This window comes from Actinoallomurus purpureus (assembly GCF_024055795.1).
GTDB lineage: Bacteria > Actinomycetota > Actinomycetes > Streptosporangiales > Streptosporangiaceae > Actinoallomurus > Actinoallomurus purpureus.
On the sequence record NZ_JAMXMY010000007.1, the window covers coordinates 131,673 to 153,874 of the forward strand.

The following is a 22,202-nucleotide window of genomic DNA, read 5'->3' on the forward strand; positions in this document are numbered from 1 at the left end:
GTCGAAGCGCCGAGATCTGCCGTGGGTCACGGCTGGACGGGCACCCCGCCGCGCCAGACGCGCAGGGCGCGGAGGCCGAACGCCCACGCGAACGCGCCCTCGTGGTCGGCGTCCCACAGGACGATGTCGGCGTACATGCCCGGGACGAGCGCGCCCCGGTCGGAGACCCGGAGAGCGGCCGCGCCGCCGAGCGTGGCCGCGCGGAGCGCCTCGTTGACGCTGAGGCCGAACATCGCGACCGACAGCCCGATCACCAGCGGCATCGAGGTGATGCCGCACTGACCGGGGTTGTGGTCGGTGCCCAGCGCGAGCGTGACGCCGCGGTCGAGCATGGCGCGGACCGGCGGGGTGCGGCCGTTGTGCAGGGCACTGCCGGGGCAGACCGTCGCGGCGACACCGCCGTGGTGCAGCGCCTTGATGTCGTCGTCGTTGGCCTCGGTGAGCAGGTCGGCCGAGGCGCAGCCGACCTCCGCCGCGACCTGGGCGGCGCCGACCCGCTCGTTGGCGCAGGCGTGCAGCCGGGCCTTGAGGCCGACGCGCTGACCGGTCATGAGCAGGACGCGTGCCTCGTCCGGCGTGAAGTGGCCCTCGTCGCAGTAGACGTCGATGCTGTCGGCGCCCGCGGCCGCCGCGTCACCGGCCCACAGGCGGACCGCCTCGATGTAGTCGCGGCGCCGGCCGAAGTACTCCGGCGGCAGCATGTGCGCGGCGAGGAACGTCGCGTGGATGCGCGGCATCGAGGGCTCTTCCTCGAGCGAGCGCAGCATCCGGACGTCGGCCAGCTCGCCGTCGCGGGTGAGGTGGTATCCGGTCTTCGCCTCGACCGTGGTCGTGCCGGCGCAGATCCACTGCCGGAGCCGCTCGCGGACGTTGTTGCAGAGGGTCCAGGGATCGGTGCCTCGGGTCACGGTGACGGTGGAGGCCACCCCACCGCCCGCGGCGACGATCTCGTTGTTGCTCGACCCGCTCGTCCGCATGGCCAGCTCGGCCCAGCGGTTGCCGGCGTACACCGGGTGGGAGTGCGCGTCGATGAGGCCCGGCGTGACGAGGCCGCCACCGAGGTTCTCGACGTGGTCGACGTCGACGATGTCGTCGATGACGCCGGGGACGCTCTGCGGAAGGTCCGAGGCGGGACCGGCCCATACGATCCGGTCGTCGTGCACGAGGATGGCGGCGTTGCTGCACACATCGGTGCCTGTCCACAGCCGACCGATATTCGTCAGCAAACGCACGGTCATCGCGTCACCGCCCCGTTCTGCGGTCGCGCACCGGTGAAGGGTGTCCGGACGCCATGCAGCGGGTCACCTGCTCTCGCTCGATTACGCCGGCGGCATTGCCGACGGACCCAAGTCGGATTAGGGGTGATCACCAGACCACCTGGAGCAACGAGCCCGGGAATATTGGTTTCGTCACCGTAGTGCACAGGAGGCCACGCTGTACAGCCTCACGCGACATACCGCTCCCAAACCGCCCGGCGGCCGACTGCTACAGGTGGCTCGACGATACCTCACCGCGAACACCGTGCCGCACCGAACGACGGAATCGGATTCCGGCCCGTCGTAGCGGACGGCGGGATCCGAATGCGGACCCCTCCGTTCGGCCTTTTCGGTCAGGCGTGCGTGGTGACGTACGGCTCCAGCTCACCGGCCATTCGCGCGGGCACACGGGCGTGCAGCGCCGTGCCGTCGGCGGTGTGCTCCTGGGAGAACACCTCACCGAGGTCGTGCACCCGGGCGACGAGATCGCCACGCTCGTACGGCACCAGGGCGCGTACCTCGTGATCGCCGCGCGGGAGGTTCTCCTCGACCGCCTGGAGGAGGTCGTCCAGGCCCTCGCCGGTGCGCGCCGAGACGACGACGCTGTGCGGCTCACGGCGGCGTAGCCGGGCCAGGGAGATGGCGTCGGCCACATCGGCCTTGTTGATCACGATGAGCTCGGGCACGTCGTCCGCGCCGAGCTCGCGCAGCACCTCGCGGACCGCGTCGATCTGCGACTCGGGGTCGGCGTCGGAGCCGTCCACGACGTGCAGGATCAGGTCGGCGTCGGCGACCTCCTCCAGCGTGGAGCGGAACGCCTCGACGAGCTGGTGCGGCAGGTGGCGTACGAACCCGACGGTGTCGGCGATCGTGAACGCCCGGCCGTTCGGCGTGCTCGCCCGCCGGACCGTGGGGTCCAGGGTGGCGAACAGTGCGTTCTCGACGAGGACGCCGGCGCCGGTGACGCGGTTGAGCAGGCTGGACTTGCCGGCGTTGGTGTATCCGGCGATCGCGACCGAGGGGACCTGGCGGGTGCGCCGCCGGGACCGCTTCGTGTCGCGCGCCTTGCCCATCTCGTGGATCTGACGGCGCAGCCGGGCCATGCGGGACCGAATCCGCCGCCGGTCGAGCTCGATCTTGGTCTCACCGGGGCCACGGCCGCCGATCCCGACGCCGCCGGCGGCGCGACCGCCGACCTGCCGGGACAGATTGCCACCCCAGCCTCGGAGGCGGGGAAGGAGATAGTCGAGCTGTGCCAGCTCGACCTGGGCCTTGCCCTCGCGGCTGCTGGCGTGCTGGGCGAAGATGTCGAGGATGAGGGCCGTCCGGTCGATCACCTTGACCTGGACGATCTCCTCCAGTTGGCGGAGCTGGCTGGGGGTCAGCTCGCCGTCGCAGATCACGGTGTCGGCGCCGCTGGATATCACGACGTCGCGCAGCTCCGCCGCCTTGCCGGACCCGATGTACGTCGCCGGGTCGGGCTTGGAACGCCGCTGGATCATGCCCTCGAGGACGTCGGATCCGGCGGTCTCGGCGAGGAGCGCGAGTTCGTGCAGGGAGTTGTCGGCCTGAGCCTCGTCTCCGTCGGTCCAGACGCCGATGAGGACGACGCGCTCGAGGCGCAGCGCGCGGTATTCGACCTCGGTGACGTCGCGGAGCTCCGTCGAGAGGCCGGCCACGCGCCGCAGCGCCTGGCGCTCCTCCAGGTCCAGCTCGCCGGTCAGCGGGGTCTGCTCTGTGTCTTCGTAAGGAAAGTTAGTCATGTTCCCCCATGTCAACGCCGGAACGTCGCCGGATCTTCCCCGATCGTCCCATGCCCTTGCCCGGAGCACACCTGCTTATTCGTCCCACGCTCGCCTGCCTACGGATCCGCTCAGTGTGCGCCCACGCGGACGCCTTCGAAGGGTGCCGCCCCCGGAGTGTCCGGTTCCCCGAGGGGGCAGGGATACCCCGGCCCCGTTGACCGAGCTGCAACGATCTTAATATCGTTTCCATTAAGCAGAAGAATAATTTCACTATACGAAAGGCGGCATCGATGTCCGGACCTGAAGGCGTGGAGCTGACCGGCCCCCTCCACGAGCGGTACGACGAAATCCTCACGCCCGAGGCGCTCGGCTTCCTCGCCGCCTTGCAGCGCGAGGCCGGCACCCGCCGCGACGAACTGCTGAGCAGGCGAGCCGAGCGGCAGGAGGAGATCACCCGGGGCGGCACGCTGGACTTCCTGCCGGACACGGCGGGCGTCCGCCACGACGACTCCTGGCGGGTGGCCGCGCCGGCGCCGGGCCTGGAGGACCGCCGGGTGGAGATCACCGGTCCGACCGACCGGAAGATGACCATCAACGCCCTCAACTCCGGCGCGAAGGTGTGGCTGGCCGACTTCGAGGACGCCAACACGCCGCTGTGGGAGAACATGGTCGGCGGCCAGCTCAACCTCCGCGACGCGCTCGACCGCACGATCGACTTCGAGACGGGGGGCAAGTCGTACCGGCTGAAGCCGGACGAGGAGCTGGCCACGATCGTCGTCCGCCCGCGCGGCTGGCACCTGGACGAGAAGCACGTGCTCGTCGACGGCACGCGCATGTCGGGCTCGCTGTTCGACTTCGGCCTGTACTTCTTCCACTGCGCGCGGCGCCAGCTGGCCAAGGGCAAGGGGCCGTACTTCTACCTGCCGAAGATGGAGAGCCACCTGGAGGCACGCCTCTGGAACGACGTCTTCAACCTCGCCCAGGACCTCCTGGAGATCCCGCGCGGCACGATCCGGGCCACCGTCCTGATCGAGACGATCCCGGCGGCGTTCGAGATGGAGGAGATCCTCTACGAACTGCGCGACCACTCCGCGGGGCTCAATGCCGGCCGCTGGGACTACCTCTTCTCCGTCATCAAGAAGTTCCGCGCGCGTGGGCGGCAGTTCCTGCTGCCGGAGCGCAACGCGATCACGATGACGGCGCCGTTCATGCGTGCCTACACCGAACTGCTCGTGCGCACCTGCCACAAGCGCGGCGCGCACGCGATCGGGGGCATGGCCGCGTTCATCCCCTCGCGCCGCGACGAGCAGGTCAACAAGGCCGCCTTCGAGAAGGTGCGGACGGACAAGACCCGCGAGAGCGGCGACGGCTTCGACGGCTCCTGGGTCGCCCACCCGGACCTGGTGCCGATCTGCCGGGAGATCTTCGACGGCGTGCTCGGCGACCGGCCGAACCAGATCGAGCGGCTGCGCGAGGACGTCTCCGTCTCGGCCTCGGACCTGCTCGCCGTGGACAAGACACCGGGTGAGATCACCGAGGCGGGGCTGCGCGGCAACATCAGCGTCGGCCTGCAGTACATCGCCACCTGGCTGGGCGGCAACGGCGCGGTCGCCATCTTCAACCTGATGGAGGACGCCGCCACCGCCGAGATCTCCCGCTCCCAGATCTGGCAGTGGCTCCATAACGACGTCCATCTGGCAGAGGGACAGAAGGTCACCACCGAGCTGGTGGAACGGATCATCGAGGAGGAGCTGGGCAGGATCCGCGCGTCGTACGGCGACGCCTTCGACGAGAAGCGGTTCGCCGAGGCGGTGAGTCTTTTCAAGGAGGTCGCGCTCGCCGACGACTATGCCGACTTCCTCACCCTCCCGGCGTACGAACGCATGCCGTGACCCTCGCCGATCATCGGAAAAAGGGCGAGGATGGGTGGTATGGCACGGCTTGACGGGCTCGCGGGACGGCTCAGGGAGATCGTCGGCGCGGAGAGCGTCATCACCGATCCGGCCGAGCTGCGCACGTACGACTGCGACGGCCTGACCTACCACCGCGCCACGCCGGGGATCGTGGTGCTGCCGGACACCGCCGAGCAGATCGCGGCGATCGTCCGGGCCTGCGCGGCGGACGGCGTGCCGTACGTCGCGCGCGGCTCGGGTACGGGACTGTCCGGCGGCGCGCTCCCCCGCACGGACGGCGTGCTGATCGTGACCTCCAGGATGCGCCGCGTCCTGGCGGTCGACGCCGCGAACCAGCGCGCGATCGTCGAGCCGGGAGTGATCAACCTCGACGTGACGCGGGCGGCGCGGCCGTACGGCTACTACTTCGCGCCCGACCCGTCGAGCCAGCAGGTCTGCTCGATCGGCGGCAACGTCGCGGAGAACTCCGGCGGCGCGCACTGCCTGAAGTACGGCTTCACGGTGAACCACGTCCTGGCCTGTGAGGTCGTGACCCCGGACGGGGAGATCGTCGAGCTGGCCGAGGGCCCCGGGTACGACCTGCTGGGCGCCTTCGTCGGCTCGGAGGGCACGCTCGGCATCACCACGAAGGTCACCGTACGGCTGACGCGCCTGCCGGAGACCGTACAGACGCTGCTGGCGGGGTTCGACACGATCGAGCGGGCGGGCGAGGCGGTGTCGGCGATCATCGCGGCCGGGGTCGTGCCCGCCGCCATCGAGATGATGGACGCCCTGTCCATCGAGGCCGCCGAGGCGGCCGTGCGCTGTGGTTACCCGCCGGGCGCAGGCGCCGTGCTCATCGTCGAGCTGGACGGCCCCGCCTCCGAGGTGGACGCGCAGTTCGCCCGCGTCAAGGAGCTCTGCGGGGAGGCGTTCGAGATCCGGGTGGCCGCCGACGACACCGAGCGCGGGCTGATCTGGCGGGGCCGCAAGTCGGCGTTCGCGGCGGTCGGGCGGATCAGCCCGGACTACATCGTGCAGGACGGCGTCATCCCCCGGACGACGCTGCCGGAGGTCCTCGCCCGCATCGACGCGCTGGCCCGCGAGCACGGCGTGCGCGTCGCCAACGTCTTCCACGCCGGAGACGGGAACCTCCATCCGCTCGTGCTGTTCGACGGTGCGGAGCCGGGCGCCGGCGAGCGCGCCGAGGAGGTCTCGGGACGGATCATCGACCTGTGCATCGAACACGGCGGGTCGATCACCGGCGAGCACGGCGTCGGGATCGACAAGGCCAAGTACATGCCCCGGATGTTCACCGACGAGGATCTGGACACCATGCAGATGGTGCGGTGCGCGTTCGACCCTGCCGGGCTGTGCAACCCGGGCAAGGTGTATCCCACGCCCCGGCTCTGCGGCGAGGTCCCCGGCCGGCGCACCGGCGTCCATCCGCTGGTCGAGAGCGGGAAGGCGGACCTGTTCTGATGGAGGTGGTCGACGCCCTGGCGAAGGCATGCGAGGTCCGCCCCGGCGAGGCGGGCGACGCCGTCCAGGGCGCCACGCCGGCGTACGTCGCCGCGCCCGCCGCGGTCGCCGAGGCCGCAGCCCTCATGGGCACGGCGGCCGAGCACGGGCTCACGGTCGTGCCGCGCGGAGCGGGCACGAAGATGCACTGGGGCGCGCCACCGGACCGGTGTGACCTGCTCGTCGACACCCGCCGGCTCGGACGGATCGTCGAGCACGCCGCCGGCGACCTCGTCGTCAAGACCGAGGCGGGACTGGCCCTGGACGACCTGCGCGGCGTCCTGGCGGGCGCGGGGCAACAGCTCGCCCTCGACCTCCTGCCGCCCGGGGGCACCGTGGGCGGCGTCCTGGCGACCGGCGTCGCCGGGCCGCGCCGGCTGCTGTACGGCTCGGCCCGCGATCTGCTGATCGGCATCACGGTCGTCCGCGCCGACGGCGTCGTCGCGCACGCGGGCGGCAAGGTCGTCAAGAACGTCGCCGGATACGACCTCGGCAAGCTGTTCACCGGGTCGTACGGCACGCTGGGCCTGATCGTCGAGGCGGCGTTCCGGCTGCATCCGCTGCCCCGTGCGGCGGCGTACGTCTCGGCCACGGCCGCCGGCCCGGGACAGGCCCTCCAGATGGCCCAGGCCCTGCTGCACTCGACGCTGGTGCCCGCCGCGATCGAGGTGGACGGCCCCGGTCCGATCACCGTCGCGGCCCTGTTCGAGGGCGTTCCCGACGGGGTCGCGCCGCGTGCCGAGGCGGCGCGGAGCCTCATCGGCGGCCGAATCGGCGACGCCCCGCCCGGCTGGTGGGGCCGGCTCCCCGACGGCGAGGTCCTGGCCGAGGTCCGGGCCCTGCCCACCGCCCTCCCGGACCTGTTCGCCGAGCTTCCGGACGGCCGGGCGCGGATCCGCGGCTCCGCCGGGCGCGGCGTCTGGCACGTGGCCCTGCCCGCCGACGGGGCAGGCGACGCGCTGACGCGGCTGCGCCGCCACGGCACCGCCGTCGCGCTCGCGGCACCGGCGGGCGTACGACTCGACCGGTGGGGGCCGATTCCCGCCCTGCCGCTGATGCGCCGGGTGAAGGACCAGTTCGATCCCGGGCACCGCCTGGCGCCGGGGCGCTTCGCGGGAGGCATTTGATGGAGGAGTTCCGGGAGCTGCTGGACGACTGCGTGCACTGCGGGTTCTGCCTGCCGACCTGCCCGACGTACGTGCTGTGGGGCGAGGAGATGGACTCCCCGCGCGGCCGCATTCACCTGATGGACCAGCTCGAACGCGGCGGGCCCCTCACCGCGTCCACCGTCGAGCACTTCGACCGCTGCCTCGGCTGCATGGCCTGCGTGACCGCGTGCCCGTCCGGGGTCCGCTACGACCGGCTCATCGAGATGACGCGGGCGCGGGTCGAGGACGACCACCCCCGGTCGCGCGGTGAGCGGCTGCTGCGTGAGGCGATCTTCGCGGTGTTCCCCTATCCCCGGCGGCTGCGGGCGCTGCGCGGGCCGCTGCGGGCGTACCGCCGGCTGAACCTCGACCTGGCACCGCTGCTGGAGCGCCTCTCCCCCACCCTCGCCGCGATGGAACGCCTGACGCCGCCGCCCGCCCGGCACGTCCGCCTGCCGGAGCGCGTCGCCGCCCGCGGCGAGCGCCGGGCCGTCGTGGGGATGCTGACGGGCTGCGTGCAGCGGGAGTTCTTCCCCGGGGTGAACTCCGCGACCGCCCGCGTGCTGGCGATGGAGGGCTGCGACGTCGTCATCCCGAAGGGCCAGGGCTGCTGCGGGGCGCTGTCGCTGCACACCGGACGGGACGAGGAGGCCAGGGCGTTCGCGCGCGCGACGATCGAGGCGTTCGCGGACGTGGACGTCGTCGTGGTCAACGCGGCCGGGTGCGGTTCGGCGATGAAGGACTACGGCGCGGTGTTCGCCGGCGACCAGGAGTGGGCCGGGCGCGCCGCCGAGCTGTCCGCCAAGACCCGCGACCTCGCGGAGTTCCTGGCCGAGCTGGGGCCGCGCGCCACCCGGCACCCTCTGGAGCTGGCGGTCGCGTACCACGACGCGTGCCACCTCGCGCACGCCCAGGGGGTCCGCGCGCAGCCCCGGCGGCTGCTCGGCGGCATTCCCGGGCTGGAGGTCAGGGAGGTCGCCGATCCGGAGATCTGCTGCGGGTCGGCCGGCGTCTACAACCTGCTGCGGCCGGAGGCGGCGGGCGAGCTGGGCGAGCGCAAGGCGCGCAACGTCACCGCCACCGGCGCGGACCTGCTGGTGGCCGCCAACCCGGGCTGCACCCTGCAGATCACCACCGCCCTGCACCGCCGGGGGGAGCACATCCCCGTCGCCCACACGGCGGAGGTCCTGGACGCGTCCATTCGGGGGATCGGCAAGGAGTCATTCATCTCCCGGAGGTGACGCGCTGGCCTTAAGGAGTAGCGTTTCCCCCGCGAGCCTGAAGGCCAGAATGCCCACGCCGCGCACCCAATGAGGAGCCGCCAAACGATCACGTTGGCCACCTCGATGGCGAGCGCCAGGGGATTCAATGGCCTCCCCACAGGCGACATCTTCCACGGCGTGATCATTTTGAAAGCGAACGCCATTCTGGTCTCGATCGTGCCCTGACCAGCGGTCATCTCACGGGTAATTCTCGGTCCAGACCACCTTTGCTATCTTTTGTGGCTCATCAACGAGCGGCGCGAGGCTCAGTCTCGCCCGCACGCAGCTACGAAACCAGGTTGATCAATGCCAGCGAGCCACCGCTCACACCGGCGCAAGAAGGCCGGGAACGCCGCACGCTTCGGCCTCGTGGGCGGTGCCACCGGCGTCGTCGGAGTGGTCGCCGTCGCCGGGTTGATGCTCGCCGTCCGGGCGCACGTGACCAGCACCGAGCACGCGCCGGGCACCGTGGCCGCCACCACGGACGCCGCCAGAGCGGCGACCAAGCACGGGCGCACCCTCGCCCAGCTGGGGCCCGGCCCGAAGCTCGACCTCACCACCCCGGACGGTTACACCTACTCCATCGCCGCGGTGGAGGCCGGCACCGGCGACAAGCCGCTCTCCGCCAGTAAGACGCCGCCGCCGGAGGGCGCGACGCACGCCTACGTCGACTACGTCATCACCAACACCGGCACCCAGCCCGCCCTGCTCGACTTCCCCGCCGACCTGTTCGTCAAGCGCTCCGTCCTGCCGGCGAGCGTCGTGGCCACGGGCCGGTGCATGCCTCAGCCCGGCGCGCCCTCGGACATGTGCACGCTTCCCGACACCACCGAGGTCGTCGACACGCTCGGGTTCGCACCGCCCAAGTCCCAGGAGGGCGACCAGTACATCCCGGCCGGAGCGAGCTACCTGGTCAGGGTCGCCACCGACATGGGCGTCGACAAGGGCGTCCAGCAGGCCGACCTGGGGTTGTACGTCTGGAACCCGCGCTTCGTCCCGAACCGGCAGGCCGTCAGGGTCGAGTTCCCTTGAGCGCCCCCGCTGAAAGTTCCATGAGAATGCGCCCGGTCACCGTCCGCACCGGTTCTCCCCTTGCCGGGCGCCGGTAACGTCGGACCGTGCGCATTCTGGTCGTGGACGACGAACCCGCCGTCCGAGAGTCCCTCGCCAGCAGCCTCGCCTTCGAGGACTACGAGGTCGAGACCGCGGTGGACGGGCTTGACGCCCTGGAGAAGCTCGACGCCGTCAAGCCCGACCTGATCCTGCTCGACATCCTCATGCCCCGCCTCGACGGCCTCACCACCTGCCGTCGGCTGCGCGCCCGCGGGGAGACGGTGCCGGTGCTCATGCTGACCGCACGCGACACCATCGGCGACCGGGTGACCGGCCTCGACTCCGGCGCCGACGACTACCTCGTCAAGCCGTTCGAGCTCGACGAGCTCCTCGCCCGGGTCCGCGCGCTGCTACGGCGAAGCGTGCTCACCTCCCGCTCGGTGGACCCCGGCGACGTCATGGAGTACGCCGGCATCCGGATGAACACGCTGACGCGGGAGGTCACCCGCGACGGCCGCGGCCTCGACCTGACCCGCACGGAGTACACCCTGCTGGAGATGTTCCTGTCGCACCCGCGCCAGGTGCTCACCCGCGAGCAGATCCTCGAGACGGTGTGGGGCTTCGACTTCGAGCCCGCCTCGAACTCCCTCGACGTCTACGTGATGTACCTGCGGCGCAAGATGGGCGAGCCTCGCCTCATCAACACCGTGCGCGGCGTCGGGTACGTCCTCCGGGAATCATGATCAAACGGTTGTCGCTGCGCACCCGGCTGGCCGTGCTGACGAGCCTGGCCGTGGCCGTCGCGGTCGCGGCCTGCGCCATCGGCTGCTGGTTCATCGTCCGCCGGCAGCTCCTCGAACAGCTCGACCAGTCCCTCTCGGGACCCAACTTCGGCCTCGGCGGCGGGCCACCGGGCGCCCGCCAGGGCGGCCCACCGCGCGGGGAGACCGGCTCCGTCGCGGACATCTGCCGCAAGCCGGCCCGGGACGGCAACGACCGGTTCCGGGACTTCCTGCCCACTGTCCAGGTCGTCTGGGCCGACGGCACCTCCTGCAGCCCGAAGGACACCTCCGACCCGCTGGTCCGGACCACCGGCGACCTGGAGGTCGCGCGCGGCGTGCGCAACCTGGTCCACCGCGACGGCCACACCCAGAGCGGCGTGCCCATGCGGGTGTACACCCGTCACGATCCGAACGGCGGGGCGGCGGTGTCCATCGCCAAGCCGCTGGGCCAGGTCAACGAGAAACTCGACAGCCTCGCCGTGTTGCTGGTCGTCGTCTCCGCCGTCGGGGTCGTCGGCGCGGCCACCGCCGGCCTGCTCATCGCCCGCGCCGGGCTGCGCCCCGTGGACCGGCTCACCGGCGCCGTTGAGCACATCGCCCGCACCGAGGACCTGGCCACCACGATCCCGGCCGACGGCCACGACGAGATCGCGCGGCTGAGCCGGTCGTTCAACAGCATGACCCGCGCGCTGGCCAACGCGCGCGAACGCCAGCAGCAGCTGATCGTGGACGCGGGGCACGAACTGCGCACGCCGCTGACCAGCCTGCGCACCAACATCGACCTGATGCTGCGCAGCGAGACGACCGGCCGGCCGCTGCCCGCCGCGGACAAGCAGAAGCTTCTCGGCAACGTCAAGGCGCAGCTGCTCGAGCTGTCCCACCTCGTCGGCGACCTGCTCGACCTGTCCCGGCCCGAGTCCGCCGCCGGCGTCCGGGTCGAGGATGACGTCGCCCTGCACGAGGTCGTCGGCAAGGCCGTGCGCCGCGCACGGCTGCGCGGCCCCGGCCTGCACATCGACGCGACGGTCTGCCCCTGGTACGTCCGCGGCGACGCCGCCTCCCTCGAACGGGCGGTGGTGAACCTCCTCGACAACGCCGTGAAGTTCAGCCCGCAAGACGGCACCGTCGCCGTGCGGCTGGACGGCGGCGAGCTGACCGTTCGGGACGATGGGCCGGGCATCCCGCCCGAGGATTTGCCGTACGTCTTCGACCGCTTCTGGCGCTCCCCGTCCGCCCGTGGCCTGCCCGGTTCGGGACTGGGCCTCGCGATCGTGGCCCGAGCGGTCGCGGAGGCGGGCGGCGAGGTACGGCTGGGCCCCGCCGACGGCGGCGGCACCTTGGCGTGGCTCCGCCTGCCGGGGTCCGCAGCGTCGCCGGACGACTTTCTCATCCCCGCTTAAGAAACGGCTCAGGCGGCTCCCACGATGAGTCGCGAGCTTTGTCGGCATGAGCGAGCTGACGACCTCCGTAGAGCCCCCGGGGTCCGGGCCGGCGCACGGTGATGCCGCGCGTTCCCGGCTCGGCATCGCGGGGCACCCTCCGGGACTCATCGACGAAGAACCCCGCGACCCGCTCATCGAGGTCGCCATCCCGGTGTACAACGAGGAGCACGTGCTGGCGGCCAGCGTGCGCCGGCTGCACGCCTACCTTCGTGAGACGTTCCCGTACCGCTTCGTGATCACGATCGCCGACAACGCGAGCACCGACGGGACCTGGGACGTCGCCCAGCGGCTGGCCCTGGAGATCCCCGCGGTCGACGCCGTGCACCTGGACCGCAAGGGACGCGGGCGGGCGCTCCGGCACGTCTGGAGCACCAGCGTCGCCGACGTGGTCGCCTACATGGACGTGGACCTGTCCACCGACCTGCACGCGTTCCTGCCGCTGATCGCGCCGCTGGTGTCCGGCCACAGCGACCTGGCGATCGGTACACGCCTGTCCCGTGGCTCCGCCGTCGTGCGCGGACCGAAGCGGGAGTTCATCTCCCGCACCTACAACCTCCTTCTCCGTACCACGCTCGCCGCCCGTTTCTCCGACGCGCAGTGCGGGTTCAAGGCCGGCCGTACGGAGATCGTGCGGGCGTTGTTGCCCGCGGTCGAGGACGAGGCCTGGTTCTTCGACACCGAGCTGCTGCTGCTGGCCGAACGGAACGGCCTGCGCATCCACGAGGTGCCGGTGGACTGGGTGGACGATCCCGACAGCCGGGTCGACGTCGCCCGTACGGCGGTGGACGACCTTCGCGGCATGGCCCGTGTGGCCCGCCGCGTCCTGTCCGGGGCGTTCCACGTGCCGGTACCGGCACGGACGCGGGAGGCACAGCTGCCCACCGGCATGTCCCGGCAGCTGCCGAGCTTCGCGGTCATCGGCGTGATCAGCACCATCGCCCAGCTCGCGCTCTACGCGCTGCTGCGCTTCTTCATGCCCGTGATCGCCGCCAACGTCGTGTCGTACTTCATCGCGGCGATCGCCAACACCGCCGCGAACCGCCGCTTCACCTTCGGGGTACGAGGCCGCCGGCGCGCCATGCGGCACCACCTCGAAGGCGGCGTCGCGTTCATCGTCGGCCTCGTCGTCAGCACCGCCGGCCTGGCCGTCTTCGACACCGTGGCGCCGTACGCCCCGCGCCTGGCCGAAGTGGCCGCACTGTTCGCCCTCAACCTGTTCGCCGCCGTCATACGCTTCGTCCTGCTGCGCGCCTGGGTCTTCCACCCGCGCCGCGCCGCCGATGAGTCGGAGCCCGTCCTCCAGGAGCAGTCCCGTTGACCACTCAGCTGTCCGAACCCACCGGCGTGCCGCAGGCTCCGCCCGCGAGTCGGCTCAGACGTCTCGCGCTCGGCCCCGCCGATGACCCGCGGTGGGCCCGCCCGGCCCTGTGGGTGATCCTCGCGCTGGCCACCGCGCTGTACGCCTGGGGGCTGTCGGAGGGCGGCGACGCCAACAGCTTCTACTCCGCGGCCGTCAAGAGCGGCACCCAGAGCTGGAAGGCGTTCTTCTTCGGTTCGCTGGACTCCGCGTCGTTCATCACGGTGGACAAGCCGCCGATGGCCCTGTGGGTTCAGGAGATCTTCGGCCGGGTCATCGGGTTCGGGACGTGGAGCCTGCTGCTGCCCGAGGTCATCATGGGCGTCGCGGCGGTCGCCGTGGTGTACGCCACGGTCCGGCGTGCCTTCGGGCCCGTTGCGGGGGTGATCGCGGCGTTGGTGATGACGCTGACGCCGATCACCGTCGCGATCAACCGGGACAACAACCCGGACACGCTGCTCGTCCTGCTGCTGGCCCTCTCCGCATGGGCCTGCCAGCGGGCGCTGGAGTCCGGGCGGCTCCGCTGGCTGCTCGCCTCGGCGTTCTTCATCGGCTGCGGGTTCAACACCAAAATGCTGCAGGCGTTCATCCTGCTGCCCGCGCTCGCGCTCGTGTACCTGCTCTTCGCCCAGGGCGGCTGGCTCCGCCGGATCGGTCACCTGCTCGCCGCCGGGGTCGTCCTCGCGGTGTCCAGCTTCTGGTGGATGATGATCGTCGACCTGATCCCCGCGAGCAAGCGGCCCTACATCGGCGGCAGCACGGACGGCACCGCCTGGGACCTCATCATCGGATACAACGGCATCGGCCGGATCACCGGCAGTGAGGGCGGCGGCCCCGGTGGTGGCCGTGCGCCCAGTGGCGGCGGCCGCGGCGGCCCGGGAGGCGGCGGAGGGGGCGGCGGCTTCTCCGGCCAGTCGGGCATCGGCCGGATGTTCAACGACGTCCTCGGCGGCCAGATCTCCTGGCTGCTGCCGCTCGCGGCGCTCGTCCTGGTCGCCGGCATGATCCTCTACTGGAAGCGACCGCGCACGGACCTGGCGCGCGCGGCCCTCGTGATGTGGGGTGGCTGGCTGGCCGTCCACTTCGTGGTGTTCAGCTTCGCGAGCGGCATCATGCACCCCTACTACACGACCGCCATGGCCCCGGCGATCGCCGCCCTGGCGGGCATCGGTGCCGTCGAACTCGGCCGCGCGTACCGGCGCGGCGGGGCCTGGACGTGGGTCCTGCCCGCGGGCATCGCGGTCACCGGCGTCTGGGCGTTCGTCCTCCTGCGGCGCACGCCGAGCTGGAACCCCTGGCTGGCCTGGACGGTCGCGGGCCTGACCGCGGTCGCCGTCATCGGGCTGCTCGCGGCCCGGTTCGGCCGTGGGGCGCTCACGCGGATCGCGGTGCTCGCAGGCGTGGTTGGGCTGGTGGCGGGACTCGCCGGGCCGGCCGCCTTCGCGGTGTCCGCCGCCGGCGACCGCGCCAACGGCAGCAACCCGACCGCCGGCCCGAACACCGGTGGCATGGGCTTCCCGGGGATGCGCGGCGGCGGGATGCCGGGCGGCGGGCAGCTGCCCGCCGACATCCGGAAACGCATCGAGGAGGGCGGCGGCTTCCCGGGTGGCGGCTTCCCCGGCGGCGGAGCCCCGGGCGGCTCCGGTGACCCCGGCGGTGCGGGTCAGATGCCCGGCGGTCAGCCGGGTGGCCAGAACGGACGGCAGGGCGGCCCGGGCATGGGCGGCGAGCTGAACGCGCAGATGGTCTCGTACCTGGAGAAGAACCAGGGCGGCGCCACCTGGCTCGTCGCGGTCAGCAACTCGCAGAGCGCGGCGTCCATCATCCTGCAGACCGGCAAGCCCGCGATCTCCATGTTCGGCTTCGCGGGCGGCGACCGGGCGATGACCGCGCAGAGGCTCCAGGAGCTGGTCAAGGCCGGGAAGCTGCACTACGTCATGACCGGCGGCGGGTTCGGCGGCCGGGGCGGTCCCGGCGGCGGCAACTCCGACGTGACCTCCTGGGTCACCAAGAACTGCGCCGCCGTGAAGCCCTCCGAGTACGGCGGCTCCTCGTCGACCGGCTCATCACAGCAGTCCGACCAGGGCAGCGGGTCGTCCCTGTACCGCTGCGGCTGACGAAGCTCACGGGCCCGGGCGTCTCCCCGCTCCCGGGCCCGTGATCCGCTGCCGTGGTGTAGGCGACGGCGTAGGGATTTCCGGCTGGACAGGGCCCGCGTCACTTCCGGAAGCCGATGTCGGTCCATACCGGGTCACTCAGGCCGAAGGCTCCCCAGTTGGAGAGGGAGGCGCGGACCGGGACGATCTGCGGGCGCTGGTACAGCGGCAGTGAGTGGACCTCGCCCCAGATCAGCCGGTCCGCCTCGTTCGCTGCGCGCCGGGCCCGAACGGGGTCGAGTTCGCCGACGGCCTGGGCGAGTTTCCGGTCAAGGCGCGCGGAGCCGATACGGGCGACGTTCTGCTGGACGGCACCGCCGCGCGGCCGGGCGTACACCGACTCCAGGTTCTCGATCGGGAAGGGCGTGCCGTGCCAGGTGAACGGGGCGACGTCGTAGGCGCCCGGCAGGAGGTACCGGTCGAAGAAGTCACCGTCGGGGACCGGGCGGAGCAGTAGGTTCACGCCGACCCGGCGCAGCATCGCCTGGATCAGCTCGCCGCTCTGCCGGCTCGCCGTCGCGCTCTCCGGGAACACGTAGCGCAGGGTCAGCGTCCGGCCGTTCTTGCGGCGGGCTTCCCCGGCCGGCGTCCAGCCCGCCCGGTCGAGCAGCCGCCGAGCCTCGGCGGGGTCGTACGCGCCCACCCGTCCGGCGTTGTCCTGATAACCGCGCTGGGTGTTGACGTACACGTGGTCGTTCATCACGTCCATCCGTCCGCCGAGTCCGTGCAGGGCCGACCGGGCGACGGTCGGGCGGTCGATGGCCATGGCGACCGCCCGGCGCACGTCCGGGTCCGACAGGATCGGACCGGCACCGTTGAAGGTGAGCTGGGTGAAGTCCGGCCCCGCCGCCCGGCGCACCGACACCTCGGCGGCCCCCATGACGCGCCCGTACGCGGCGGCGTCCGGCCCCGCGTCGAAGCCGTCGATCTCGCCGTTCAGCAGGGCTCCGGGCATGGCGTCGCGGGCGAGGTGACGGAAGACGATCCGGTCGAGCTTCGCCCGTGCGCCCCACCAGGCCGGATCGCGGACGACGGAGACGGCCTGGGCGGTGCGGTCGACGTGTTCGGGCCGGAACGGACCGGCGGTCACCGGCAGGCGGTTCAGCCAGGCGTGGTTCCAGGCCTCCGGCGTACCGATCGTCCCGGCCGGGTAAAGGGGGCTGAACAGCTCCGCCCACTCGCCGAACGGCCGGGTGAAGGTCACCACGACCTGCCGGTCCCGGGTGCCGCGTTCGACGCTCCGGATCCGGTCGTATCCGGTGGTCGTGGCGACCGGGAAGGCCGCGTTCCGGCCGCGGGCCGCCTTCCAGAGGGCCCGGAAGTCGCGGTAGCCGATCGGCGTGCCGTCGGACCAGCGGGCCTTCGGGTTGATGTCGTACACGACGACCTGATGCGGCGTCGTACGGACGATCCCGGCACGGCGGAGGTAGTCCGGGTTCGGGCGGACCGCGCCGTTCGCGTCGGAGCGGAACAGCCACGGCAGAGTCGTACGCAGGACCGTGACCGCGTCGAGGTTCGGCCCGCCGAGGTGCCAGTAGTTCCACTGAGTGCGAAACTCCCCCGTCGCCAGCCGGAGGGTGCCGCCCTCCCGGACGGCGCCGCGCGGCGCCGGGCCGATGTCGTACGGGGCGAACCCGGAGGGCATGCCGGGACCGGCTCCGGCACAGCCGTCCAGGACGATCAGGACCGTCGCGGCACCGACCACGATCCTTACGAGTGTCATCGGCGCTCCCGGAATGACGCGGTATCCGACGGGCCGCGCAGCCCGGACCCGGCCAGGTCGACGGCCAGCAGGATGAGGATCAGCAGGATCACCGGCGGCAGGAACAACCAGGGGAAGACCGTCGCCGCCGGAGCGCCGTCGGCGATGAGCGTGCCGAGGGAGACGTCCGGCGGGCGGACGCCGAAGCCGAAGTAGGACAGCCCCGCCTCGCCGATGATGGCCGCGCCGGCGTTGAGCGTGGCGTCCGCGAGCAGCAGCGACGTCAGGTTCGGCAGGACATGGCGAAGGACGATCACGAGGGCCGGTGCGCCCAGTTGGCGTGCCGCGAGGACGTATCCCTCGTCACGCAGGGCGCGTGTCGCGCTCCGGACCGCCCGCGCCGTGAGCATCCACATGAGGCAGGTGAGCAGGACGGCCGTCCCGGCCCGGCCGGCGAACACCCGTGACAGCACCGCGGCGATCAGGAACGGCGGGAACACCAACAGCAGGTCGATGACCCACAGCAGGAGACGGTCGGCCCATCCGCCGAGGTATCCGGCGACGGCGCCGGTGATCCCGGCCAGGCTCGTGGCGGCGGACGCCACGAGCAGGCCGATGACCAGGGACCGGCGCAGGCCGCGCAGCGCGATCGCATACACGTCGCGGCCGGCCGCGGTCGTGCCGAACCAGTGATCCGCCGACGGCGGCTCACTGAACGCGGTGACGTCGACGCCCGTCCAGCTCCACCGGGTGAGGTACGGCCCCGCGCCCGCGAGGACACCGAGCAGCGCGAGGAGGGTGAAGCCCGCCACGGGACGCCGGTGGCTCCTCACCCGCGGGCCCGCGGGTCGAGGACCGCGACGGCGAGATCGGACAGCAGCCCCGCGTACATCATCAGGGCGGCGGCGAAGCAGCAGTACGCGGCGACCGCGTTGACGTCACCACGATGGATCGAGTCGATCAGCCACTCGCCCATGCCGTGCCAGGCGAACACCTTCTCGGTGCAGGCCGCTCCGCCGAGGAGGCTCGCGCTCCCGTACGCCGACAGGGGGACCACCGGGACCACCGCGACGCGCAGCGCGTGCCGGATCAGAGCCCGGCGGCGGGTCAGTCCCTTGGCCACCGCGGCCCGGACGAAGGCGGCGCCGGCGGTGTCCCGCAGGCTGCCGCGGAGGTAGCGGGAGATGATCGCCGCCTGGCCGAGCGCGATCGTCAGGGTCGGCAGCACGAGATGCCGGCCTCGCTCGGCGAGCCGGTGCAGGGGGCCGCCCGGCTCACCGGGGGTGTACTCCCCCGTCCAGGCGAAGAGCCTCGTCCCGGCCCGGGAATCGACCCACTGCGCCGTGATCTGGGCGGCGACGGCCAGGACGACGACGGGGACCGCCAGCACGGTGAACGTGCCGACGGTGATCAGACGGCCGGCGACGACGTGCCGGCCCGACGCGCCGATGAGGCCGAGCCCGGCTCCGAGGGCGTTGCCCAGCAGCACCCCGGCCAGCAGCAGGCGCAGGCTCACTCCGAGCCGCCGGCGCATCTCCGCGATCGCCGGGGTGCCGTCCAGCGTCATGCCGAAGTCACCACGCGCCACCCCGGAGGCCCAGGTGAGGTAGCGCGTGAGCAGCGGCGTCCGGTCATCGGCGCCCAGCTCGTGGAGGCGCGCCCGGATGACGGAAGGCGGCGGAGGCGGGTGCCGCGCCTCCAGCTCCGCCCGGGGATCGAGCGCGCAGGCCGCCAAGAGGTAGGCGAGACTCACCGCGACGGCGAGGAGGAGCACTCGGCCGGCCGACCCGCGAACCAGGGCGCCCGCCATGCACACCTCCTCCGCGAACCGGCCGACCACGGTACGTTATCGACTCATCACGCTTCGCGCAGAGGATCGCCGGGATGTCCGTGACAACGGATCCACGGCCTTCGCCCGGGAGCGGCGGGGCGGTTCCCGCCCCGCCGCCGCCTCAGCTCCTACGGCCTGCGGCTTCGCGCGTGGGCACGCACGCGACCTCGACGCAGTTGCCGCCGTTGCCGCTGCTGCGCGCGGCCGTGCGCCAGGTCGCGACCTCGACGCACGCGCCGCCGTTGCCGCTGCTCCGCGTGGACTTACGCCAGATCATTTCCATTTCTCGGCCACTTCCTTGATGAGGTTGACAGATGCCTGACGCGGGAGCGCCTCGGCACGAAGCGACTCCCACATCCGTTTCACGATCGCCAGGTCCTGCGCGCTCTCGGCCACCTGGCCGTAGAGCGCGGTGTCCAGGTAGACGAACTCGTCCCCGTCCATCGTCGCGATGACGAAGGGCCCGGCCAGGCCGGCGTACGCACCGGCGTCCGCCGGGATGACCTGCACGACCACGTCCGACCGCGCCCCGCACAGCGCCACCAGGTGCATGAGCTGCTCGTACATGACCTTGGGGCCGCCGATGGCCCGGTGGAGAACGCCCTCGTCGACGACGGCGACGAACATGGGCGGGTCGTCGCGGGTGAGGATCCGCTGCCGCTCCAGCCGGGTCCGCACCTGCGTCTCGATGTCGAGCGACGCCGGCTGGCCGCTCTTCTCGAACACGGCGCGGGCGTAGTCCGGAGTCTGGAGCAGCCCCGGCACAAGGAGCGATTCGAACCAATTCAGCGCGGTCGCCTGTTCTTCGATGATTCGCCACCGATCGAGCCAGTCCGGGATCAACTCGCGTTCGACGAGTTCTTTCAGCAGCCGCCTGAGCGCTCCGCCGGTTCCAAGGGCGTCGTCGCAACGCTTGACGAAATCGAGTTTCGGCTTACGCCGCGCGGTCTCCACCATCCCGACGGCGGACTCCGAGTAATTGATCGCCTGAGCCAACTGCAACTGGCTCATCTTCCGGTACTCACGCCAAGAACGTAACTCAGCGGCGAAATACTCCAGCCAGGTACGGCCGTCATTGAACCTCACAGCTTCCTCACAACCGCCTCACAGACCGGGCGCTCTCGCTCACGGTAACGGGGTCTTTGCTCCGAGAGTACGTCTCCCCAGGTAGACGTGGGAAGTAAATCGCACACCGTCAGGAAGGCGTAAGAGATGCCATCTTCGCCGCGTTCGGGCTGCATGCTCATCGCCGCTCTGCCGACCGCCGCCGGCCGGGCGCGGGCCTACACGCGATGGGCGCTGCGGGCCTGGCAGCTGGAGACGATGACAGAGACGGCGGAGCTGCTGGTCAGTGAGCTGGTGACGAATGCGGTGAAGGCCACGGGAGGTGCCAACGGCGCCATCCGGGGCAGCCGGCGCGGGACGGGATCGTCGATCTATCTCTGTCTCTCGACGTTTTCCGAGAAGCTGCTGATCGAAGTGTGGGACAGATGCGACGAACCGCCACACAGACGCACTGCGTCGGACGATGATGAGAACGGCCGCGGACTGGTTCTCGTCCAAGCCCTCTCGAAGGACTGGGGATATGAAACATTAAACTCGGGTGGAAAAATCGTATGGTGTGAGTGCCTGATTCTCGGATGACGACCGCACCCCACACCGCCGCACCGTCACCGCCCGGAGACCACGCCGGACCCGAACACCCCTGCGGCCACCCCCGAATCAGCGTTGCACAGGGTCGAGCAAGAGAAGACAGACGACATAAGGGTATTTTTCAATGAATATTCGGCCACAACAAGCGCGACATTAACCGACGATGTCATCAAGCAAGTGACAATCCGCCGTTCCATCGCCGCCCAGAACAGCATTGAAGGAAACAAGCCTTTCAGGCGTGCGACAAATTCCCGGCATTGACGGTCACCCTTCCATTTGTCGCACCCGTCACCATATGATCCGCGGCCTCCGGGAGCGTTTCGCCGGCAGATCCGGCGCGACGCTCCCGGCACCCATTGCCCCTGTCAGTCCATGAGGAAGGCCGCGACTTCGGCGCGCTGGGCGCGGGCCGGGCCGTCGAACGCGGCGAGCCACTGGGCACGCTTGTAGTAGCGGTGCAGCACGTGCTCCCAGGTGAAGCCGATGCCGCCGTGCCCCTGGATGGCGTTCTCGCAGGCGAAGACCGCCGCCTCGCCCGCGAAGGCCTTGGCGGCGAGGCATGCCTGGCGTGCCATCGGGTCGTTCTCGGCGACGCACCACGCCGCCCAGTAAGCCAGCGAGCGGGCCTCCTGCAGCCGTACGTAGACGTCGGACGCCTTGTGCGACACGGCCTGGTAGACGCCGATCGGCTTGCCGAACTGCTTGCGGTCCTTGGCGTAGGCGACGAGCAGGTCCAGCGCGCGCTGGGCGACGCCGACCGCTTCGAGGGCCACCGCGGCGTACGCGCGATCGCGGATCCGGCCGAGCAGTTCGGCGGCCGTGTCACCGCTCGCGAGCGGGCGCGCGGGAGCGCCGTCGAACCGGACGCTCGCCGGCCGCCGCGTGCCGTCCAGCGCGCCGTGCGGGGTGACGGCCGCGTCGGAGGCGTCCACGGCGTACAGCCCGTCGGCGGTCGTCACGACGAACAGGTCGACCGCCGCGCCGTCCGGCACCAGGACCTTCTCCCCGGTGAGCCGCCCGCCGGAGACCGTCGCACCGGCCGCGTCCAGCAGTCCCTGGGGCACGCCCGGCTCGGCCCACGCCAGCGTGGCCGTCAGCCGGCCTTCGCCGACCTGCTTGGCCGTCTCGTCGTCGAGCGCGGGAGCGGCCAGGACCGCGGTCGAGAAGTACGGTGCGGCGAGCGGCCGGTAGCCGGTCTCCTCCAGGAGCACGGCCTGGTCGAGGAAGGTCAGCTCGGCGTCGAGCCATCCCATCTCGGCGAGCTTCGCCCACACTTCGGCGTCGACGCCGGTCTCGGAGTCGGCGATCTGCGCGAGGCGGACGTCGTCATAGCGCTCGGCGAGGAAGTCGCGGGCGAAGCCCCGCAGCTGCTCCTGCTCTTCGGAGAACGCGAAGTCCATGA

Annotated in this window: 18 protein-coding genes; 10 read left to right on the forward strand and 8 right to left on the reverse strand. The window is 71.4% G+C overall.

Annotated elements, in window-relative coordinates:
• Nucleotides 1-26: 26 nt before the first annotated feature.
• Together hutI and hflX are read right to left on the reverse strand one after the other, a co-directional pair.
• Entirely contained in the window at nt 27-1,238 is a 1,212-nt protein-coding gene (gene hutI / locus NE236_RS15315) for an imidazolonepropionase (RefSeq protein WP_252842635.1), read from the reverse strand.
• Between the two features lie 371 nt (nt 1,239-1,609).
• Complete coding sequence (gene hflX / locus NE236_RS15320) at nt 1,610-3,019, reverse strand: GTPase HflX (protein WP_252842636.1); 1,410 nt, start codon at nt 3,017-3,019, stop codon at nt 1,610-1,612.
• Between the two features lie 272 nt (nt 3,020-3,291).
• Between hflX and aceB the strand changes: the two genes are divergently transcribed.
• From aceB to NE236_RS43540, 9 genes are all read left to right on the forward strand, one after another.
• Complete coding sequence (gene aceB / locus NE236_RS15325; protein ID WP_252842637.1) at nt 3,292-4,893, forward strand: malate synthase A; 1,602 nt, start codon at nt 3,292-3,294, stop codon at nt 4,891-4,893.
• Between the two features lie 39 nt (nt 4,894-4,932).
• Nucleotides 4,933-6,375: an FAD-linked oxidase C-terminal domain-containing protein gene (locus NE236_RS15330; protein ID WP_252842638.1), complete on the forward strand. Its 1,443-nt coding sequence runs from the start codon at nt 4,933-4,935 to the stop codon at nt 6,373-6,375.
• Nucleotides 6,375-7,541 (forward strand): FAD-binding oxidoreductase, encoded by a 1,167-nt coding sequence (locus NE236_RS15335; RefSeq protein WP_252842639.1) that lies wholly within the window; start codon nt 6,375-6,377, stop codon nt 7,539-7,541. The genes NE236_RS15330 and NE236_RS15335 overlap by 1 nt, the downstream gene beginning before the upstream one ends.
• Nucleotides 7,541-8,803 carry a heterodisulfide reductase-related iron-sulfur binding cluster gene (locus NE236_RS15340; RefSeq protein ID WP_252842640.1) on the forward strand — a complete coding sequence of 421 codons (1,263 nt, stop codon included), beginning with the start codon at nt 7,541-7,543 and terminating at the stop codon, nt 8,801-8,803. The genes NE236_RS15335 and NE236_RS15340 overlap by 1 nt, the downstream gene beginning before the upstream one ends.
• Before the next feature lie 327 nt (nt 8,804-9,130).
• Entirely contained in the window at nt 9,131-9,856 is a 726-nt protein-coding gene (locus NE236_RS15345) for a hypothetical protein (protein ID WP_252842641.1), read from the forward strand.
• Between the two features lie 92 nt (nt 9,857-9,948).
• Nucleotides 9,949-10,620: a response regulator transcription factor gene (locus tag NE236_RS15350; protein ID WP_252842815.1), complete on the forward strand. Its 672-nt coding sequence runs from the start codon at nt 9,949-9,951 to the stop codon at nt 10,618-10,620.
• Entirely contained in the window at nt 10,617-12,059 is a 1,443-nt protein-coding gene (locus NE236_RS15355) for a HAMP domain-containing sensor histidine kinase (protein WP_252842642.1), read from the forward strand. Before NE236_RS15350 ends, NE236_RS15355 begins: the two co-directional genes overlap by 4 nt.
• 46 nt (nt 12,060-12,105) lie before the next feature.
• A complete protein-coding gene (locus NE236_RS15360) occupies nt 12,106-13,419 on the forward strand; it encodes a bifunctional glycosyltransferase family 2/GtrA family protein (protein ID WP_252842643.1) in 1,314 nt (437 codons plus the stop codon).
• On the forward strand, nt 13,416-15,575 hold the full coding sequence (locus NE236_RS43540; protein WP_289850423.1) for a glycosyltransferase family 39 protein: 2,160 nt from the start codon (nt 13,416-13,418) through the stop codon (nt 15,573-15,575). The genes NE236_RS15360 and NE236_RS43540 overlap by 4 nt, the downstream gene beginning before the upstream one ends.
• Nucleotides 15,576-15,675: 100 nt before the next feature.
• Here the strand turns inward: NE236_RS43540 and NE236_RS15370 are convergent, their stop codons facing one another.
• From NE236_RS15370 to NE236_RS15390, 5 genes are all read right to left on the reverse strand, one after another.
• Nucleotides 15,676-17,337, reverse strand: a complete 1,662-nt coding sequence (locus NE236_RS15370; RefSeq protein ID WP_252842644.1) for an ABC transporter family substrate-binding protein — start codon at nt 17,335-17,337, stop codon at nt 15,676-15,678.
• Nucleotides 17,334-18,128, reverse strand: coding sequence for an ABC transporter permease (locus NE236_RS15375; protein WP_252842645.1), 795 nt, complete (start codon nt 18,126-18,128; stop codon nt 17,334-17,336). The genes NE236_RS15370 and NE236_RS15375 overlap by 4 nt, the downstream gene beginning before the upstream one ends.
• A 17-nt stretch (nt 18,129-18,145) precedes the next feature.
• Nucleotides 18,146-19,126 carry an ABC transporter permease gene (locus tag NE236_RS15380; protein WP_252842646.1) on the reverse strand — a complete coding sequence of 327 codons (981 nt, stop codon included), beginning with the start codon at nt 19,124-19,126 and terminating at the stop codon, nt 18,146-18,148.
• A 142-nt stretch (nt 19,127-19,268) separates the two neighbouring features.
• Nucleotides 19,269-19,424: a DUF397 domain-containing protein gene (locus tag NE236_RS15385; RefSeq protein WP_252842647.1), complete on the reverse strand. Its 156-nt coding sequence runs from the start codon at nt 19,422-19,424 to the stop codon at nt 19,269-19,271.
• Nucleotides 19,421-20,233, reverse strand: a complete 813-nt coding sequence (locus NE236_RS15390) for a helix-turn-helix domain-containing protein (protein WP_308209101.1) — start codon at nt 20,231-20,233, stop codon at nt 19,421-19,423. The genes NE236_RS15385 and NE236_RS15390 overlap by 4 nt, the downstream gene beginning before the upstream one ends.
• Before the next feature lie 126 nt (nt 20,234-20,359).
• On the opposite strand from NE236_RS15390, the gene NE236_RS15395 reads away from it, so the two are divergent.
• Nucleotides 20,360-20,791 carry an ATP-binding protein gene (locus NE236_RS15395; RefSeq protein ID WP_252842649.1) on the forward strand — a complete coding sequence of 144 codons (432 nt, stop codon included), beginning with the start codon at nt 20,360-20,362 and terminating at the stop codon, nt 20,789-20,791.
• Between the two features lie 374 nt (nt 20,792-21,165).
• Here NE236_RS15395 and NE236_RS15400 read toward each other — a convergent pair whose 3' ends face one another.
• Entirely contained in the window at nt 21,166-22,200 is a 1,035-nt protein-coding gene (locus tag NE236_RS15400; RefSeq protein WP_252842650.1) for an acyl-CoA dehydrogenase family protein, read from the reverse strand.
• Between the last annotated feature and the right edge of the window lie 2 nt (nt 22,201-22,202).

What these genes read in the sequence shown, in the direction of transcription:
- hutI (WP_252842635.1), bottom strand. Translation starts at nt 1,238, where the DNA reads ATGACCGTGCGTTTGCTGACGAATATCGGTCGGCTGTGGACAGGCACC.
- hflX (WP_252842636.1), bottom strand. Translation starts at nt 3,019, where the DNA reads ATGACTAACTTTCCTTACGAAGACACAGAGCAGACCCCGCTGACCGGC.
- aceB (WP_252842637.1), top strand. Translation starts at nt 3,292, where the DNA reads ATGTCCGGACCTGAAGGCGTGGAGCTGACCGGCCCCCTCCACGAGCGG.
- NE236_RS15330 (WP_252842638.1), top strand. Translation starts at nt 4,933, where the DNA reads ATGGCACGGCTTGACGGGCTCGCGGGACGGCTCAGGGAGATCGTCGGC.
- NE236_RS15335 (WP_252842639.1), top strand. Translation starts at nt 6,375, where the DNA reads ATGGAGGTGGTCGACGCCCTGGCGAAGGCATGCGAGGTCCGCCCCGGC.
- NE236_RS15340 (WP_252842640.1), top strand. Translation starts at nt 7,541, where the DNA reads ATGGAGGAGTTCCGGGAGCTGCTGGACGACTGCGTGCACTGCGGGTTC.
- NE236_RS15345 (WP_252842641.1), top strand. Translation starts at nt 9,131, where the DNA reads ATGCCAGCGAGCCACCGCTCACACCGGCGCAAGAAGGCCGGGAACGCC.
- NE236_RS15355 (WP_252842642.1), top strand. Translation starts at nt 10,617, where the DNA reads ATGATCAAACGGTTGTCGCTGCGCACCCGGCTGGCCGTGCTGACGAGC.
- NE236_RS15360 (WP_252842643.1), top strand. Translation starts at nt 12,106, where the DNA reads ATGAGCGAGCTGACGACCTCCGTAGAGCCCCCGGGGTCCGGGCCGGCG.
- NE236_RS15370 (WP_252842644.1), bottom strand. Translation starts at nt 17,337, where the DNA reads ATGACACTCGTAAGGATCGTGGTCGGTGCCGCGACGGTCCTGATCGTC.
- NE236_RS15380 (WP_252842646.1), bottom strand. Translation starts at nt 19,126, where the DNA reads ATGGCGGGCGCCCTGGTTCGCGGGTCGGCCGGCCGAGTGCTCCTCCTC.
- NE236_RS15385 (WP_252842647.1), bottom strand. Translation starts at nt 19,424, where the DNA reads ATGATCTGGCGTAAGTCCACGCGGAGCAGCGGCAACGGCGGCGCGTGC.
- NE236_RS15395 (WP_252842649.1), top strand. Translation starts at nt 20,360, where the DNA reads ATGCCATCTTCGCCGCGTTCGGGCTGCATGCTCATCGCCGCTCTGCCG.
- NE236_RS15400 (WP_252842650.1), bottom strand. Translation starts at nt 22,200, where the DNA reads ATGGACTTCGCGTTCTCCGAAGAGCAGGAGCAGCTGCGGGGCTTCGCC.